The following is a 17,201-nucleotide window of genomic DNA, read 5'->3' on the forward strand; positions in this document are numbered from 1 at the left end:
TCCTCTCCGTCCGGGGCCGCCCCAGCCTACGGGTCAGCGCAGGAGCTTCACGGCGGCGACCACCAGGGGGTCAAGGCCGTCCGCTCCGGCGTCGACGAACTCGTACAGCCTGGTACGCATGCGTGGGTCCCAGAACCTGCCGATGTGCCCCGCGATCTCCTCGGCGGCCCGCTCCCCCGGCAGGTGTCCGAGGTTTCTGGCGATGTCGTTCGCCATCCTGCGCTCGGACGGCACGGTCGCTGTCATCTCAGTCCACCACCATGATCAGGTCGTCCGCCACCGGTTCCGCCGTCGGTTCCGCCTCAGCGGTCTCGCTCGGGCGGGCGAGGCCGACCTGGACGGCGGTCACCTTGTACTCCGGGCAGTTGGTCGCCCAGTCGGAGTTCTCCGTCGTCACCACGTTGGCGCCGGTCACGGGGTGGTGGAAGGTGGTGTAGACGACCCCGGTGGGCATCCGGTCGGAGATCTCCGCGCGCAGAGTCGTCCGCCCGACGCGGCTGGCGAGGGTGACCATGTCGCCGTCCTTGATGCCTCGGTCCTCGGCGTCGTGGGGGTGCAGTTCGAGGATGTCCTCGGGGTGCCAGGCGATATTGCCGGTACGGCGGGTCTGCGCGCCGACGTTGTACTGGCTGAGGATGCGTCCCGTGGTGAGGACCAACGGGAAGCGGCGCGTGCTGCGTTCGTTGGTCGGTACGTAGGAGGTGACCACGAACTTGCCCTTGCCGCGCACGAATTCGTCCACGTGCATGATGGGCGTGCCCTCCGGCGCCTCTTCGTTGCACGGCCACTGGACGCTGCCGAGCTTGTCGAGGAGGTCGAAGGAGACTCCGGCGAACGTCGGTGTGACGGAGGCGATTTCATCCATGATCGCGCGCGGATGGTCGTACGACATCGGGTAACCCATCGCGGTGGCGACCTCGCTGACGATCTGCCACTCGTGTTTTCCCGTCTTCGGTTTCATCACCGCGCGGACGCGGTTGATCCGGCGTTCGGCGTTGGTGAACGTGCCGTCCTTCTCCAGGAACGACGCGCCGGGCAGGAAGACTTGCGCGAACTTGGCCGTCTCGTTGAGGAACAGGTCCTGTACGACGACCAGTTCCATCGCTTCGAGGGCGGCGGTGACGTGCTTGAGGTTGGGGTCCGACTGAGCGATGTCCTCGCCGTGGACGAACAGGCCGCGGAAAGTGCCATCGATCGCCGCGTCGAACATGTTGGGGATGCGAAGTCCCGGCTCCGCGAGGAGAGTTCCTCCCCAGAGGTTCTCGAAGACGGTGCGTACCGCGTCGTCCGAGACGTGGCGATAGCCGGGGAGTTCGTGCGGGAACGAGCCCATGTCGCAGGAGCCTTGGACGTTGTTCTGGCCGCGCAGCGGGTTCACGCCGACGCCATCCCGCCCGATGTTCCCGCAAGCCATCGCGAGGTTGGCCATTCCCATGACCATGGTCGAGCCCTGGCTGTGCTCGGTGACACCGAGGCCGTAGTAGATGGCGCCGTTGGGGGCGGTCGCGAACAGCCGTGCCGCTGCCCGCAGTTCGGCGGCCGGTACGCCGGTGATCTCCTCGACCGCCTCCGGGCTGTTCTCCGGTCGGGCGACGAACTCCGCCCAGTCGTCGAACCCTTCGCACCTCGCGTCCACGAAGGACCGGTCGACCAGGCCCTCGGCGACCACCACATGCGCCATCGCGTTCACGACGGCGACGTTGGTGCTCGGCCTGAGCTGGAGGTGGTGCTCGGCCTCGACGTGCGGCGAGCGTACGAGGTCGATACGGCGCGGGTCCACGACGATCAACTTGGCGCCCTCGCGCAGCCTTCGCTTCATCCGGGAGGCGAACACCGGGTGTCCGTCAGTGGGGTTGGCGCCGATCACCATGATGACGTCGGCCTCGTCCACGGAACGGAAGTCCTGGGTGCCCGCCGACTCGCCGAAGGTCTGCTTGAGTCCGTATCCCGTCGGGGAGTGGCAGACGCGCGCGCAGGTGTCGACGTTGTTGTTGCCGAAGGCCGCGCGCACCATCTTCTGTACGACGTACACCTCTTCGTTGGTGCAGCGCGAGGAGGTGATGGCGCCGACCGAGCTGGTCCCGTACCGGTCCTGGAGTTCGCGCATCCGCCGGGCGACGGTCCCGATCGCCTCGTCCCACTCGACCTCGCGCCACGGGTCGGTGATCCGCTCCCGCACCATGGGCTTGAGCACTCGGTCGGGGTGGGTGGCGTAGCCGAAGGCGAAGCGGCCCTTCACGCACGAGTGGCCCTCGTTGGCGCCGCCGTCCTTGTGGGGCACCATGCGGACGAGTTCGTCGCCGCGCAGCTCAGCCTTGAAGGAGCAGCCGACGCCGCAGTAGGCGCAGGTGGTCACAACTGACCTGGTGGGCATGCCGAGTTCGACGACCGAGCGTTCCTGGAGCGTCGATGTCGGGCAGGCCTGGACGCAGGCGCCGCAGGAGACGCACTCGGAGTCCATGAAGGACTCCCCCGCCCCCGGTGAGACCTTGGAGTCGAAGCCGCGCCCCTCGATGGTGAGCGCGAAGGTGCCCTGGACCTCGCCGCAGGCCCGTACGCAGCGGGAGCAGGCGATGCACTTGGACGGGTCGAAGTCGAAGTAGGGGTTGGAGGTGTCCTTCTCGGCGTCGAGATGGTTGGCGCCCTCGTAGCCGTACCGGACCTGCCTGAGGCCCACCACGCCTGCCATGTCCTGGAGTTCGCAGTCTCCGTTGGCCGGGCAGGTGAGGCAGTCGAGGGGGTGGTCGGAGATGTACAGCTCCATGACGCCCTGGCGGAGCTTCTCCACCTTCGGCGTCTGGGTGCTCACCTTCATCCCGTCGGCGCACGGTGTGGTGCAGGAGGCCGGGGTGCCACGTCGGCCGTCGATCTCGACCACGCACAACCGGCAGGAACCGAAGGCCTCCAGGCTGTCGGTGGCGCACAACTTGGGTATGTCGACGCCTGCTTGGGCTGCCGCGCGCATCACGGAGGTGCCCTCCGGGACGGTCACCGGCAGACCGTCGACCTCCACCGACACCGTTGCCGGGCCGGGCCGTTCGGGGGTGCCGAAGTCGGGTTCCTTGAGCAGGCTCATGCCGTGCCCTCCGTCGCTCGTACGGGGTGGATCTCCAGGAGCCGACGGCCGCCGAGGAAGTCGTCGGGGAAGTGCGTGAGGGCGCTGCGGACGGGCATCGGGGTCAGCCCGCCCATCGCGCACAGGGAGCCGTCGGTCATCAGGTCGCAGAGGTCTTCGAGCAGGGCGAGGTTCTCGTCCCGGTGCGTACCGGCGACGATCTTGTCGATCACCTCGACACCGCGCACCGAACCGACCCTGCACGGTGTGCACTTGCCGCAGGACTCCTCGGCGCAGAACTCCATCGCGAAGCGGGCCTGCGCGGCCATGTCGACGCTGTCGTCGAAGACGACGATCCCGCCGTGCCCGAGCATCGCGCCGGCCTCGGCGAACGCCTCGTAGTCCATGGGCAGATGGAACAGCGACTCGGGCAGATACGCCCCGAGTGGTCCGCCGACCTGCACCGTGCGGATCGGACGCCCGGTGTGCGTTCCGCCGCCGTAGTCCTCGATCAGTTCGCGCAGGGTGATGCCGAAGGCGGTCTCCACGATGCCGCCGCGCGCGATGTTGCCGCCGAGCTGGAACACCTGGGTGCCTCGCGAGCGGCCGACGCCGAGGTCCTGGTAGGCCTTCGCGCCGTTGGCGAGGACGACCGGGACGGTGGTCAGGGTGAGGACGTTGTTGACCACGGTCGGTTTGCCGAAGAGGCCCTCGATCGCCGGGATCGGCGGCTTCGCGCGGACCATGCCCCGTTTGCCCTCCAGGCTTTCCAGCATGGAGGTCTCCTCGCCGCAGATGTACGCGCCTGCCCCGACGCGGACATGCAGGTCGAAGTCGAGTGCGGAGCCGAGGATGCCCTTGCCCAACCAGCCGTGCTCACGGGCGAGTTCGATGGCCTCGCGCATCGTGGCGATGGCGTCCGGGTATTCGGAGCGGATGTAGAGGTAGCCCTCGCTCGCGCCAACCGCGTGCGCGGCGATGGTCATGCCCTCGATGAGCAGGAACGGGTCGCCCTCCATGACCATGCGGTCGGCGAAGGTCCCGCTGTCGCCCTCGTCGGCGTTGCAGCAGACGAACTTCAGCTCGTCGGCGCACTCCAGCACTGTCTTCCACTTGATGCCGGCCGGGAATCCGGCGCCGCCGCGACCGCGCAGGCCTGATTCGGTGACCTCGGCGACCACGTCGGCGGACGCCATGTCCAGGGCGGCACGCAGTCCCGCGAGGCCGCCGTGGTCGACGTAGTCCTGTGTCGACAGGGGGTCGGTCACGCCGACTCTGGCGAAGGTGACGCGGTTCTGGCGGGCCAGCCAGGGCAGTTCGTCCACGAGGCCGAGGCCGAGGCGGAGTGGGTGGTCCGCGCCGTCCAGCAGGCCTGCGGCCAGGAGTGCGTCCACGTCCTCGGGGGTCACCGGGCCGTAGCCGACTCGGCCCTGCGGGGTCACGACCTCGACCATCGGCTCCAGCCAGAGCATGCCGCGCGATCCGTTGCGTACGACGTCGATGGCAAAGTCCCCACGCGTGGCGGCGCGTTGGAGGGCGGCGGCCACCTCGTCCGCGCCGGCGGACCTGGCCGCCGAGTCGCGGGGGACGTAGACCGTCGCCGTCGAGTGGGCGGAGCTGGAGGGCTGGGAGGGGTTGTTCATGAGGAGACCGTCCCGTTGAGTAGGGAGCCGAGTCGGGCCGGGCCCACTCGTCCGTACAGCCGTCCGTTCGCCTCGACCGACGGCCCCAACGGGCAGTTGCCCAGGCAGAAAACCTGCTCGACGGTCACCGAGCCGTCAGCTGACGTCTCCCCCAAGGTCAGGCCTGTCTCGCGCGCGTAGTTGACGAGGCGGTCGGCGCCCAGGGCCTGGCATGCCTCGGCTCGGCAGATGCGTACCGTGGTGCGGCCCGCGGGCTCGCGACGGAAGTCGTGGTAGAAGGTCACCACTCCGTGGACGTCCGCCCGGGAGAGGTTGAGCGCGTCCGCGAGCACCGGTATCGCCTCCTGCGGCACATGGCCCAACTCGGCCTGGACCGCGTGCAGTACGGGCAGCAGGGCACCGCGCAGGCCCCGGTGATCGGCCACCACCCTCCTGACCACGCTCTCGACCGTCTCATCGCTCCCGCTGGTCGTCATGATCGCTCCGCCTTCCGAAACGCGGTCCCCGGCGAGGGGTGCAGGAGACTCAGACGATACCCCATACAGGCTTCTGTATACAGACGACAGTCGAAGGCGTTTCACACGATCGACTGAACGTGATTGCATGATCGGCGACCCATGCCATGTTGCATACCAAAACCTGTATGGTGAAACCGTCGTCGGCATCCCTCTCGACGACCACCCCCTTGGCGAATTGGCAAAGCCGTCGGCCCGGCGGCGGAACGGGACAACCATGCGCGAGGCACTCACGGCCGCAGCGTCTCGGCGCGTCACCCGCCCGGCACCACTGCGCCAGGCCGTGTACGACGCCCTGACCGAACTGATCGTCAGCGGCTCCCTCAAGCCGGGCCAGCACCTGGTCGAGGCCGAACTCGCCGAGCATCTCGGCGTCAGCCGGCAGCCGGTCCGCGAGGCCCTGCAGCGGCTCCAGACCGCCGGCTGGGTCGACCTGCGACCCGCCCAGGGCGCGTTCGTCCACTCCCCCACCGAGGAGGAAGCCGCCCAACTCCTCGGCGTCCGCTCGGTGTTGGAGACGTACTCGGCCCAACTCGCCGCCCGCAATGCGAAGCCCGAGGACGTCGAGCAGCTCTGCGAGCTTCAGAACGAGGGCGTCGAGGCACTCGCCGCCGGTGACGTCGATCGCCTGGTCGCGGCCAACGCGGCCCTGCACGCGTACGTCACGTCCGTGGCCGCCAACGACGTACTGGCCGAGATGCTGTCGCAGGTGGGCCAGAAGGTGCGCTGGTACTACACGCCCATCGCCAAGCCCCGCGGCAAGGAGGCCTGGAACGAGCACACGCAGCTGATCAAGGCCATCGCCAAGGGCGACGCGGACCGCGCGGGCGAGATCATGCGCAAGCACACGGAACGCACGGCCGAGTTCTATCGCAAGCAGATCGCGGCCGGGGCTAACTAGGACCGACATTCGTAGGAGCACGTGAACGAGCCGTCCACGGGCCGGAGTTCATGCCCTGCTTGGGGACGGCGTGAGGGAATCGGCGGGTCGGACTCCGACGGGCGTGCGGTGCTGCGCCCGCCCGTCGGCAGCGGCGGCGGCCCGCAGTTCGCGCAGCCACGGCAGGACCGTACCCAGCACGATGTCGAGCCCGCCGCCGTCCGCACCGAGCCTCGCCTCGGCGGGCACCAGCACCGGGTCGGCGAACACCGTGGACGTCGCACTGCCCGGCGGCCCCGTCGCGCCGGGCCGGGCGGGCACGAACAGGTCCGGGGCGTACGCCGGAACCCCCCAGAGGCTCAGACCGTCGGGCGTACCGAGCGGCCGGGAGGACCAGACGTAACTGTCGGCCTCCCCCGCCGCGACGACCCCGTACTTACGCCCACGCAGGGCGACCACCCCACCGGAACGAACGGCCGTGCCGCGCGCCATGAGCAGTTGGGCCTCCGTCTCCTGCCCGCAACCGGTGACGCCCTCCAGGAGGGCGAGGCTGCTGAGATGACGTCCGGCGGCGATCTCACCGCGCACCCAGGGGCTGCCGTACGACTCGATGACGGCGACCGCCGTGTAGTGCGACCGGAGTACGGCCGCCGTCGCCGGGCAGACCAGGGCCGTCCGGGCCACCACCTCGGCGGCTTCCGGCAGCCCCAGTCCGGCGCCGCCGAACTCGGTGGAGACGGTGAGCCCCAGCAGCCCGGTTGCCCCGAAGGCCGTCACCGCCCCACGGGGGAACCTGCCCTCCATGCCGGTCAGTTCGGCGCAGGGCGCGACGGCACGGTGCAGGACTTCTGCGAGAGCGGTGCGGTACGACACGGGTGCCCCCTTCGGACTTCTTCTGACTTCTCAGACTTCTGACTTCTGACTTATTCAGACTTCGGAGTGATCGCGCACGGCATCAGTTCGTGGGGCCGTCTCCCGCAGCAGCCCGGTCGCCACGTCGAAGACGAAGCCCCGGACGTCGTCCGTGTGCGGCAGGAACGGATTGGTGCGCACGCGCTGCATCGACTGCCGTACGTCCTGGTCGACGTCCCGGAAGGCCTCCACCGCCCAGGCCGGCCGTTGTCCGACCTCCAGCTCCAGTTCGTGCCGGAAGTCCTCGGTCAGGGTCTGGAGACCGCAGCCGGTGTGGTGGATGAGTACGACACTGCGGGTGCCGAGCGCCCGCTGACTGATCGTCAGGGAACGGATCGTGTCGTCGGTGACGACGCCGCCCGCGTTCCGGATGGTGTGACAGTCGCCCAACTCCAGGCCGAGGGCGGCGTGGAGGTCGATACGGGCGTCCATACAGGCCACGACGGCCACCTGGAGCACCGGGCGGGCGTCCATCCCCGGGTCGGTGAATCCGGCGGCGTAGGTGCGGTTGGACTCCACGAGCCGGTCCGTGACTGTCTCGGTGGCGAAACAGGATGCGTGTGTGGACATGGATGGACTACCTCACTCGGGACGGAGCGGAGGCGACGTCGGCCGCCGTCGGTCAGATCACACCCTGCGCCTTGAGCACCAGCAACTCGTCTTCTTCCAGGCCGAGTTCGCCGATGAGGATTTCTTCGGTGTGCTGGCCGAGGAGGGGCGGGGCGGTGATGCGGGTGGGGGAGTCGGAGAGCTTGAGGGGGTTGCCGACGGTGGTGAACTCACCGCGTTCAGGATGCCCGACGGTGACGATCATGTCGTTCGCGGCGAGTGAAGCGTCCTCGATGATCTCCTTCGTGGACAGGATCGGCCCGCACGGAATGCTGTATGCGTTCAGCCGCTCCAGGACCTCCCACTTCGCCAGCGTCGACGTCCACTCCTCGATCAGCTGGAACATCTTCGCCAACTTCGGCAACCGGGCTTCGGGGGTGGACCAGTCGGGATCGTCCGCGAGTTCCGGCCTGCCGATCAGCCCGGCCAGGGGCTTCCAGCCGGGCGGCTGCACGATCACGTACACGTAATCATTCGGGCCACCCGGCGCGCAGCGCACAGCCCACCCGGGCTGCCCGCCCCCCGACGCGTTCCCCGAACGCGGCACCTCGCTGCCGAAGTCCTCGTTCGGATACTCCGCCAACGGCCCGCGGGTCAGGCGTTGCTGATCGCGCAGTTTGACCCGGCACAAGTTCAGCACCGCATGCTGCATCGCCACATTCACCCGCTGCCCCCGCCCCGTCCGCTCCCGCTGGAACAACGCGGCCAGAATGCCCGCCACGGCGTGGATGCCGGTCCCGGAGTCCCCGATCTGCGCCCCCGTCGCCAACGGCGGACCGTCCGGGAACCCGGTGGTCGCCATCGAGCCGCCCATCGCCTGCGCGACGACCTCATAGGCTTTGAAGCCGGTGTACGGGCCTTCCCCGAACCCTTTGATCGAGGCGTACACGATCCTGGGGTTGATCTCCCGGATGCGGTCCCAGGTGAAGCCCATCCGGTCCACCGCACCCGGACCGAAGTTCTCCACCATCACATCCGCACCCCGGATCAACTCCGTCAGGATCTCCCTGCCCCGCCCCGTCTTCACGTTCAGCGTGACACTGCGCTTGTTGCAGTTCAGCATCGTGAAATACAACGAGTCCGCACCCGGCACATCCCGCAACTGCCCCCGCGTGACGTCCCCGCCCGGAGCCTCCACCTTCACCACATCCGCACCCAGCCACCCCAGCAACTGCGTCGCCGACGGACCCGACTGCACATGCGTCAAATCCAGCACACGCACACCCTCAAGAGCCTTCGTCATGATCGCCACCTCGCTTGTGTGTCGACGGTTGTCGGGTCACGGCATGAGCTGGTACTCGGGGAAGTTCCCGGGCAGCCGCTCCCCCACCGGGCCCTGGGTCACCGCGCGTACCAGCAGCTCACCGCCGACGAACGCACCGCGCCAGGACGCGCCGAAGCCGCCGAACAGCTCGTCGCGGTCGCCTCGCGAGCGCGGTTTGCCGTGGCCGACCTTGAAGGCGCGGATCTGCGGGGCGAGCCGGTCGAAGGTCGCCCGGTCGTCCGTGGAGAGCGTGGCCACCAGCGCGCCGTTCGAGGCGTTCATCGCGGCCAGCAGCTCCGCCTCGGTGTCGACGAGGACGATGGTGTCGACCGGCCCGAACGGCTCCGCGTGGTGCAGCGGCGAGGACGGCGGCGGGTTCAGGAGGGTGACCGGTTGGACGTACGCCGATGTGTCCTGGCCGGGCAGGAAGCGGGCGTCCGCCAGGCTGCCCCGGTGTACGGGCACGGCACCGCGGTCGATGGCCTCGGCGATCTGGTCGTGCAGTTCCTTCGCCTTGGCCGCGTTGATCACGGGCCCGAAGTCCAGTGCCGGGTAGGGGTCGTCGGCGTTCGCGACGGCGAGCGGGTGGCCTACGCGCAGGGTGCGCACCGCCGGGAGGTAGGCGGCCAGGAACTCGTCGAACAGCTGCCGTTGGACGACGAAGCGCGGGTACGCCGTACAGCGCTGTTTGCCGTAGTCGAAGAGCTTGGGGACGACGGCCTTGAGGGCGTCCCAGTCCGAGTAGTTCCAGATGCCCCAGGTGTTGAGTCCTTCCTGTTCGAGTACGTGACGCTTGCGGAGGTCGGCGACGGCCGTGGCCACCGCGGCGCCGGTGTCGCGACCGCCGACGAAGGAGACGCAGCCGATCTCGGGCGCTCGCACCAGCGCCTCGGACAGCTCTCCCCCGCTGCCGCTGACCAGGGTGACGGGAATCCCCTCGCGGGCGGCGAGCGCGCAGGCCAGGGTCAGACAGGCGACACCGCCGTCGGTCGGGGTCTTGGCGATGACCGCGTTGCCTGCCAGTGCCTGTACCAGCAATGCGTGAACGAGCACGCTCATCGGGTAGTTCCAGCTGGCGATGTTGGACACCGGGCCGTCCAGCGGGCCCCGGTCGGCGACCATCGGTTCGATGCCGTCGACGTACCAGCGCACCCCGTCGATGGCCCGGTCGACGTCCGCCTGCGCGAGCCGCCACGGCTTGCCGATCTCCCAGACGAGCAGGAGTGCGAGGAGTTCGCGGTGCTGGGTGAGGGCGTCGAGGGTGGCCGCGACGCGGGCGCGGCGCTCGTCGAGCGGGATGTGCCGCCAGGCGCGGTGCTGGTCGAGGGAGGCGCGTACGGCCTGGTGGGCGACGTCCCGGTCGAGGCGCGGCGGGCCGGCGATGGGGCTGCCGTCGACGGGGCTGGTGGCGGGCAGGGCCCGGCCGTCGGCCTGCCAGGCGGAGTTCCAGAGGTTGAGGACACGGTCGTCGCGGAACGCCTCGGGGGCGACGGCGAGACATCGCTGCCAGGCGTCGGTCCAGGACGTACCGGACTTCACCACGAGGTGGGTGGAGTTGAGGGTGGTTGCCATTCGGTGTCTCCGCTCTCGGTGCACAGTCGGGGGCGGGATGGATGAACACGTGGATCAATGCGCGGATGAACGCGGTGGCGCCGGATCGGCTGGCCCGGCGCGGTCAAGGCCTGTCAGCCATGGCTGGCGTCGCGGTCGGCTTCCAGCAGGGCGAGCACCAGGCGGGCCGTCTCAGTCGGGGTGGTTCCCACCTGGACGCCGACCGCCTCCAGTGCCGCCCTCTTCGCCTGCGCCGTGCCCGCCGAACCGGACACGATGGCGCCCGCGTGTCCCATGGTTCGGCCCTCGGGCGCGGTGAAGCCGGCGATGTAGCCGACGACGGGCTTGGTGACGTGCTTCTTGATGTACGCGGCGGCGCGTTCCTCCGCGTCGCCGCCGATCTCCCCTATGAGGACGACGAGTTCGGTGTCGGGGTCGTCCTGGAAGGCGGCCAGGCAGTCGATGTGGCTGGTGCCGACGACGGGGTCGCCGCCGATGCCGACGCAGGTGGAGAAGCCGATGTCCCGCAGCTCGTACATGAGTTGGTAGGTGAGCGTGCCGGACTTGGACACCAGGCCGATACGGCCCGGCTTCGTGATGTCGGCGGGGATGATGCCCGCGTTCGACTGGCCGGGCGTGATCAGCCCCGGGCAGTTGGGGCCGACGATCCGGGTGCCCGTCTCCTTCGCGTACGTGGTGAAGGCGACGGTGTCGTGGACGGGGATGCCCTCGGTGATGACGACGGCGAGTCCGATGCCGGCGTCGGCCGCTTCGACGACTGCCGCCTTGGCGAAGGCGGGCGGCACGAAGACGACGGTGACGTCGGCTCCGGTAGCCCGTATACCGTCGGCAACCGACCCGAACACAGGCACCGCTCGGTCGTCGAAGTCGACGGTACGGCCGGCCTTGCGCGGGTTGACGCCGCCGACGACGTTCGTGCCGGCGGCAAGCATGCGGCGGGTGTGCTTCATGCCCTCGCCGCCGGTCATGCCCTGGACGAGGACCCTGCTCTCCTTGGTGAGGTAGATCGCCATGTTCCGTCTCCTCAGGCCGCGTTGGCGAGTCGGGCGGCTCGGCGAGCGGCGCCGTCCATGGTGGTGGCCTGCTGGACCAGCGGGTGGGCGTACTCGTCGAGGACGGCCCGGCCGCGCGCCGCGTTGTTGCCGTCGAGGCGCACGACGAGCGGCTTGGTCAACTGGACGGCGTCCAGGGCCTGCACGATGCCGTCGGCGACCGCGTCGCACGCCGTGATCCCGCCGAAGACATTGACGAACACCGACCTCACGTCCGGGTCGGAGAGGATGACGGACAGCCCGTCGGCCATGATGCGGGCGGACGCCCCACCGCCGATGTCGAGGAAGTTGGCGGGGCGCGCGCCGCAACCGGCGACCACGTCGAGGGTCGACATGACCAGGCCGGCGCCGTTGCCGATGATGCCGACCTCGCCGTCGAGCTTCACGTAGTTGAGGCCCTTCGCGGCAGCCGTCGCCTCCAGCGTGCCCTCGTGCTCCGCCTCCTCCGCTCCCCAACGCGCCTGCCGGAAGCGGGCGTTGTCGTCGAGGGTGACCTTGCCGTCGAGGGCAAGGAGCTGTCCCTGCCGGGTACGGACGAGCGGGTTGACCTCGACAAGGACGGCGTCCTCACGAACGAGCACCTGCCACAGCCGTACGAGGACGTCGGCGGCCTGCGTTGGCAGCCCGGCGGCCTCTGCGATCTCCCTGGCCTTCGCGAAGGTCACGCCCTCGGCCGGGTCGATGTGCGTACGGACCACCGCCTCGGGCCGAGCAGTGGCGACCTCCTCGATCTCCGTGCCGCCCTCGGCGGAGGCGATCGCGAGAAAGCGGCCCGCCGTGCGGTCGAGGACGTAGGAGACGCAGAACTCGCTCTCGATGTCCACGGGTTGGGCCAGCATGACCTTGCCGACCGCGTGGCCCTTGATGTCCATGCCGAGGATCTGACGTGCCGTGAGTTCCGCGGCGGCCGGATCGGCGGCGAGCCGCACACCGCCCGCCTTGCCCCGGCCCCCGGACCTGACCTGCGCCTTGACCACGACGCGACCGCCGAGCCGACGGGCCAACTCCCTTGCTTCCTCAGGCGAGTCGGTGACCTCCGCCCTCGGTACGAGGATGCCGTGTTCTTCGAAGAGTCCGCGGGCTTGATGCTCGTACAGGTCCATGATTCGGCTCCCGTCTTAAAAGTGGTGCACGCCCCCTGGACATCACCCATCGGATGCGGGATAACAATCTTCATACAGTATTCGTCGACTGTATGCAATGTGCCAAGCGAGGTGACCTGTGGCAACGAGGGCTCTTGAGGGTGTGCGTGTGCTGGATTTGACGCATGTGCAGTCGGGTCCGTCGGCGACGCAGTTGCTGGGGTGGCTGGGTGCGGATGTGGTGAAGGTGGAGGCTCCGGGTGGGGATGTGACGCGGGGGCAGTTGCGGGATGTGCCGGGTGCGGACTCGTTGTATTTCACGATGCTGAACTGCAACAAGCGCAGTGTCACGTTGAACGTGAAGACGGGGCGGGGCAGGGAGATCCTGTCGGAGTTGATCCGGGGTGCGGATGTGATGGTGGAGAACTTCGGTCCGGGTGCGGTGGACCGGATGGGCTTCACCTGGGAGCGGATCCGGGAGATCAACCCGCGGATCGTGTACGCGTCGATCAAAGGGTTCGGGGAGGGCCCGTACACCGGCTTCAAAGCCTATGAGGTGGTGGCGCAGGCGATGGGCGGGTCGATGGCGACGACCGGGTTCCCGGACGGTCCGCCGTTGGCGACGGGGGCGCAGATCGGGGATTCCGGGACCGGTATCCACGCGGTGGCGGGGATCCTGGCCGCGTTGTTCCAGCGGGAGTCGACGGGGCGGGGGCAGCGGGTGAATGTGGCGATGCAGCATGCGGTGCTGAACTTGTGCCGGGTCAAGCTGCGCGACCAGCAACGCCTCGCGCACGGACCCTTGCCGGAGTACCCGAACGAGGACTTCGGCGACGAGGTGCCGCGTTCGGGGAACGCGTCGGGGGGTGGGCAGCCCGGGTGGGCCGTCAGGTGTGCGCCGGGCGGCCCGATCGATTACGTGTACGTGATCGTGCAGCCGCCGGGCTGGAAGCCCCTGGCCGGGCTGATCGGCAGGCCGGAACTCGCGGACGATCCCGACTGGGCGACCCCCGAAGCCCGGTTGCCGAAGTTGGCGAAGATGTTCCAGCTGATCGAGGAGTGGACGTCGACGCTGGCGAAGTGGGAGGTCCTGGAGCGGCTGAACGCATACAGCATTCCGTGCGGGCCGATCCTGTCCACCAAGGAGATCATCGAGAACGCTTCCCTCGCCGCGAACGACATGATCGTCACCGTCGGGCATCCCCAGCGCGGTGAGTTCACCACCGTCGGCAACCCCCTCAAACTCTCCGACTCCCCCACCCGCATCACCACCCCACCCCTCCTCGGCCAGCACACCGAAGAAATCCTCATCGGCGAACTCGGCCTGGGCGACGAGGAATTGCGCCTGCTCAGGTCGAGCGGGGTGATCTGACGTGGGGGCCCTGGAGCGCACCGCGAAGGTGAAGGTGCGGAGCCGTCCGGCTGTTGGGGGCGGTTCATGACGTAACCGAGCACAGGGAGCGGCCGACGGTGCGCGTCGGCAGCCCCGGGACCCATGCGCGCACGAAAGGCATTTGGACAGGGGGCGCTGGCCAGATCTTTCGACGCAAGGAGTCTTGACCAAGATGACAACCATCGACTACTCGACGTCCGTCCCGTACCGGGAGGTGACGGATCCCAACGGCCGCAAGTACCGCATCGGCGAGTCCGATGTCGACATCATGGGCCGTGGGCGCAAGTGGATGGTCATCCTGCCGTGGATCGGCATGATGGGCATCAGCTCCGCCGAGTACGCGTTCACGTCCGCGGAGGACACCCTCCACGAGGCCCACTTGTGGGACAGCGGACACATCTTCTGGCTGATGGGCGTCTGGGTGTTCTTCCAGGCGGCCGTGGCCTTCCCCGCCGGTCAGTTGCGGGAGAGCGGCAGACTGCCCGCGCGTACGGCGATGATGATCGGCGCGGTCGGCACCATGCTCGGCTACGTCTCACTGGCGTACGCGCCGAACGTGCTCGTGGCGTACTTCGGCTTCGGCATGTGCAGCGGTATCGGCGCCGGTCTGGTCTACGCGACCTGCGTGAACATGGTCGGCAAGTGGTATCCGGAGCGCAAGGGCGGCAAGACGGGCTTCGTCAACGGCGGTTTCGCCTATGGCTCGGTGCCCTTCGTGTTCCTGTTCACCTCGTACATGGACATCAGCAACTACCAGACCGTGCTCGCCTGCGTAGGCGTCGGGCTGTGCCTGGTCGTGGCGTCGGCCGGCTGGTTCTTCAAGGACCCGCCGAAGAACTGGTGGCCCGCGCACGTCGACCCGCTCAAGGCCACCGACGACCCGAAGATCCGCCGGGCGCTGGAGAAGAACCCGCCGGCGGTCAAGCAGTACACCCCGAAGGAAGCCGCCCGTCAGCCCGTCCTCTGGATGATGTGGTTCTGCCTGCTCTGCACGGCGGGCATCAACATCTTCGGTATCGCCTTCCAGGTGCCGTTCGGCAAGGACATGGGCTTCGCGGGCGGGATCGTGGCCACGGCGATGTCCCTGAAAGCCATCGTCAACGGCACCGGGCGTGGCGTCATCGGCTGGATATCCGACCGCTACGGACGGCGCAACACGCTGATCATCGTGTGTCTGGTGCTGGGCACGGCCCAGTTCGGTGTGCTGGTCTCCGGCCAGATGGGCAGCATGCCGTTCTTCCTGTTCTGCTCGATGGTCTCCGGATTCGGCGGCGGGGCGATCTTCCCTCTGTTCGCGGCCATGACGGCGGACTACTTCGGTGAGAACAACAACGCCTCCAACTACGGAATGGTCTACAGCTCGAAGCTCATCTCCGGCCTCGTCGGCTCCGGAGTGGGCGCGGTGGTCGTCGCCAACTGGGACTACGAGGGCGCGTTCGTCCTGGCCGGCTGCATCGGTCTGGCCTCCGCGGTGCTCGCCGTATTCCTGAAGGCACCGGGCAAGCCGACGGCCGCCCGCCGGGTCTCCCCCAACCGTTCCTAGAGACTGAGCTGTGAGTCCTGTCGCCAGGTCTCATGCTCAGTCGAACGCCCCGGACGGTGTTGGGCGTTCTGGTTGCCCGCGTTCGCTCCGCGTCCGGGCGGCACGGATCGTGTCCGTGGTCCGGGGATGCGGGGGCGGGTTCCCTCACGCCCGGGAACACGCCGACCGGCCTGGACGGTCCGATGCCCCTGCTCATCACTCCGGTGAGCAGGGGGCGGTGCCGTCCGTCGCCGGATCGGGTGTCCCTGGGCGCGCCTTCCGATCGCCACGGCAGCAGCATCGTGGCGAGTGGTCTTACGGGTGGTGCTGGTGAGTGGTTTCTGCCAGTGCTGGGCACCCCACCGGCTGGTGTAGGCCGGATCCACCGCGATGACCTCGATGCCCGTCTGGTCGGCCATCGAGGCCAGTCGGGCGCGAAGCTTTCCTGTGGGCATGCCAGAGATCAGCTGCCTGAAGCGTTTGCGGCGGCCGTGATTCTCCCGGCTCTTTTCGGCAGCGAAGTCCAGGTCCTCCACCGCGATCGCCCGCACACCACAACTCCGGGCCCAGTGCAGGAGGCGGGTCAGGGCGTGGCGAACCTGGGCGTCACGGTGTTCGGCAGTGCCGGTCAGGTCGTAGAAGAAGCGGCGGGGGCTGCCGGTCGGGTTGCCGTGGATGTCGAGGCGCCAGGCGGCCAGGTGGTCGGCGTTCATGTCGGCGCCGATCACTCCATGGGCGAGCGCGGCCTCGACGGGGAGGGTGGGGGTGGGCGGGATCTGCCAGGAGGCGGTCAGATACCAGCGGTCCCGGCCAGTGTCGTAGTGGATGCGGTAGGCCACGGCCCGGTTGGCCTCGACGCGGTCCGCCCACTCCGTACCCCGGTGCGTGAACGCGACCCGGCAGGCCAGGACGTACCGGCCGTAGGGGGCATTCGCCAGATGCGTGAGCGGCGCGGGCAGCTTGAGACTCACCTCACCGTCCGGGCTGACGCGGATCGTCTCGTTGCCGTAGCGCTTGCCGGACTCCCCGTCCGCCTCACAGAACCAGCGCTCCGCCTCCCAACGCCCCCGCCACCCGGACTCCGTGAGCTGAGCCGCCTCCAAGTGGTGCCGGGCGCAGGCCAGTCGCTTACCGCCGCGCACGACGTGCACGACTCCGGCCTCACGGTCGGCCCGCGCGGCAGCCAGCCGGTCCTCAAGTACCCGCAGCCGCCGGGACTTCGCATGCCACTCCCGCTGGGACCGGTAACCTCCGGGAGCTTTCTTGGTTCCTCTCTGCCCGACCGGCTGGGACAGCCGGTCCTCGATGGTACGGATGCCCGCTTCCAGGTTCTGCAGGTGCGCCAGCTGGCAGCGGCGGGCCAACGCCCACTGGTCATGCGACGCTTTGGTGATACTGCCCGCCCACCGCGACGACGAGACCGGAGTCAGCTCCCGCTTACGCACCGCCCACGTCTCACTGGAGTGTGCCAAGGCGTCCCGGCAGCGCGCCTTGAGATCCTTCGAGGCCAGCGACCCCAGATGCGCACCCACCAGACGCAGCACCATCTCATCGTCCGGCGCCAGGTCCTTGAGACGGGTCCGGACGGCCACACCAGACGGACCGGACGCGACAAACGGCGGCGCGATGCTTCTCAACTCGCCCACCCCGTCCCCCCGCCCTGCCCCACCGGAAGATCCCGTCGCCATGAGAAACGAGCGCC

13 protein-coding genes and 1 pseudogene are annotated in these 17,201 nt (G+C 68.8%); 3 read left to right on the forward strand and 11 right to left on the reverse strand.

The annotated features are described in order from the left end of the window. Nucleotides 1-33: 33 nt before the first annotated feature. Genes LUX31_RS06415 through LUX31_RS06430 form a run of 4 tightly spaced genes read right to left on the reverse strand, consistent with a single transcriptional unit; the run spans nt 34 to nt 5,174 of the window. Complete coding sequence (locus LUX31_RS06415; RefSeq protein ID WP_232838468.1) at nt 34-246, reverse strand: formate dehydrogenase subunit delta; 213 nt, start codon at nt 244-246, stop codon at nt 34-36. A 1-nt stretch (nt 247) separates the two neighbouring features. Next, nucleotides 248-3,076, reverse strand: a complete 2,829-nt coding sequence (fdhF, locus tag LUX31_RS06420; protein WP_235473784.1) for a formate dehydrogenase subunit alpha — start codon at nt 3,074-3,076, stop codon at nt 248-250. After that, nucleotides 3,073-4,698: a formate dehydrogenase beta subunit gene (locus LUX31_RS06425; RefSeq protein WP_235473786.1), complete on the reverse strand. Its 1,626-nt coding sequence runs from the start codon at nt 4,696-4,698 to the stop codon at nt 3,073-3,075. Before LUX31_RS06425 ends, fdhF begins: the two co-directional genes overlap by 4 nt. After that, nucleotides 4,695-5,174, reverse strand: a complete 480-nt coding sequence (locus tag LUX31_RS06430) for an NAD(P)H-dependent oxidoreductase subunit E (RefSeq protein WP_235473788.1) — start codon at nt 5,172-5,174, stop codon at nt 4,695-4,697. Before LUX31_RS06430 ends, LUX31_RS06425 begins: the two co-directional genes overlap by 4 nt. Before the next feature lie 256 nt (nt 5,175-5,430). Between LUX31_RS06430 and LUX31_RS06435 the strand changes: the two genes are divergently transcribed. After that, a complete protein-coding gene (locus tag LUX31_RS06435; protein WP_235473789.1) occupies nt 5,431-6,114 on the forward strand; it encodes a GntR family transcriptional regulator in 684 nt (227 codons plus the stop codon). 48 nt (nt 6,115-6,162) lie between these two features. Here LUX31_RS06435 and LUX31_RS06440 read toward each other — a convergent pair whose 3' ends face one another. From LUX31_RS06440 to sucC, 6 genes are all read right to left on the reverse strand, one after another. Then, on the reverse strand, nt 6,163-6,966 hold the full coding sequence (locus LUX31_RS06440; RefSeq protein WP_235473790.1) for an acyl-CoA dehydrogenase family protein: 804 nt from the start codon (nt 6,964-6,966) through the stop codon (nt 6,163-6,165). A 54-nt stretch (nt 6,967-7,020) separates the two neighbouring features. Further along, nucleotides 7,021-7,575, reverse strand: coding sequence for a beta-class carbonic anhydrase (locus LUX31_RS06445; RefSeq protein ID WP_235473791.1), 555 nt, complete (start codon nt 7,573-7,575; stop codon nt 7,021-7,023). Nucleotides 7,576-7,627: 52 nt separating this feature from the next. Then, the gene (frc, locus tag LUX31_RS06450) at nt 7,628-8,857 is read right to left on the reverse strand and encodes a formyl-CoA transferase (RefSeq protein ID WP_235473792.1); all 1,230 of its coding nucleotides are present in this window, start codon (nt 8,855-8,857) and stop codon (nt 7,628-7,630) included. 36 nt (nt 8,858-8,893) lie between these two features. Continuing rightward, the gene (locus tag LUX31_RS06455; protein WP_235473793.1) at nt 8,894-10,450 is read right to left on the reverse strand and encodes an aldehyde dehydrogenase family protein; all 1,557 of its coding nucleotides are present in this window, start codon (nt 10,448-10,450) and stop codon (nt 8,894-8,896) included. A 113-nt stretch (nt 10,451-10,563) separates the two neighbouring features. Then, a complete protein-coding gene (gene sucD / locus LUX31_RS06460; protein WP_235473794.1) occupies nt 10,564-11,463 on the reverse strand; it encodes a succinate--CoA ligase subunit alpha in 900 nt (299 codons plus the stop codon). A gap of 11 nt (nt 11,464-11,474) precedes the next feature. Further along, nucleotides 11,475-12,605, reverse strand: a complete 1,131-nt coding sequence (sucC, locus tag LUX31_RS06465; RefSeq protein ID WP_235473796.1) for an ADP-forming succinate--CoA ligase subunit beta — start codon at nt 12,603-12,605, stop codon at nt 11,475-11,477. A 118-nt stretch (nt 12,606-12,723) separates the two neighbouring features. Between sucC and frc (LUX31_RS06470) the strand changes: the two genes are divergently transcribed. Both frc (LUX31_RS06470) and LUX31_RS06475 read left to right on the forward strand, forming a co-directional pair. Continuing rightward, on the forward strand, nt 12,724-13,956 hold the full coding sequence (gene frc / locus LUX31_RS06470; protein WP_235473797.1) for a formyl-CoA transferase: 1,233 nt from the start codon (nt 12,724-12,726) through the stop codon (nt 13,954-13,956). Nucleotides 13,957-14,149: 193 nt separating this feature from the next. Then, nucleotides 14,150-15,520, forward strand: a complete 1,371-nt coding sequence (locus tag LUX31_RS06475) for an OFA family MFS transporter (RefSeq protein ID WP_235479812.1) — start codon at nt 14,150-14,152, stop codon at nt 15,518-15,520. Here the strand turns inward: LUX31_RS06475 and LUX31_RS06480 are convergent. Continuing rightward, nucleotides 15,517-17,145: pseudogene (locus LUX31_RS06480) on the reverse strand (IS200/IS605 family accessory protein TnpB-related protein). The gene LUX31_RS06475 and the pseudogene LUX31_RS06480 overlap by 4 nt on opposite strands. Nucleotides 17,146-17,201: the final 56 nt, after the last annotated feature.

Source organism: Streptomyces sp. GQFP (assembly GCF_021545335.1).
In the GTDB taxonomy this organism is placed as follows: Bacteria; Actinomycetota; Actinomycetes; order Streptomycetales; family Streptomycetaceae; genus Streptomyces.

Coding starts and splice junctions, on each gene's coding strand:
- LUX31_RS06415 (WP_232838468.1), bottom strand. CDS start 246: ATGACAGCGACCGTGCCGTCCGAGCGCAGGATGGCGAACGACATCGCC.
- fdhF (WP_235473784.1), bottom strand. CDS start 3,076: ATGAGCCTGCTCAAGGAACCCGACTTCGGCACCCCCGAACGGCCCGGC.
- LUX31_RS06425 (WP_235473786.1), bottom strand. CDS start 4,698: ATGAACAACCCCTCCCAGCCCTCCAGCTCCGCCCACTCGACGGCGACG.
- LUX31_RS06430 (WP_235473788.1), bottom strand. CDS start 5,174: ATGACGACCAGCGGGAGCGATGAGACGGTCGAGAGCGTGGTCAGGAGG.
- LUX31_RS06435 (WP_235473789.1), top strand. CDS start 5,431: ATGCGCGAGGCACTCACGGCCGCAGCGTCTCGGCGCGTCACCCGCCCG.
- LUX31_RS06445 (WP_235473791.1), bottom strand. CDS start 7,575: ATGTCCACACACGCATCCTGTTTCGCCACCGAGACAGTCACGGACCGG.
- frc (WP_235473792.1), bottom strand. CDS start 8,857: ATGACGAAGGCTCTTGAGGGTGTGCGTGTGCTGGATTTGACGCATGTG.
- LUX31_RS06455 (WP_235473793.1), bottom strand. CDS start 10,450: ATGGCAACCACCCTCAACTCCACCCACCTCGTGGTGAAGTCCGGTACG.
- sucD (WP_235473794.1), bottom strand. CDS start 11,463: ATGGCGATCTACCTCACCAAGGAGAGCAGGGTCCTCGTCCAGGGCATG.
- sucC (WP_235473796.1), bottom strand. CDS start 12,605: ATGGACCTGTACGAGCATCAAGCCCGCGGACTCTTCGAAGAACACGGC.
- LUX31_RS06475 (WP_235479812.1), top strand. CDS start 14,150: ATGACAACCATCGACTACTCGACGTCCGTCCCGTACCGGGAGGTGACG.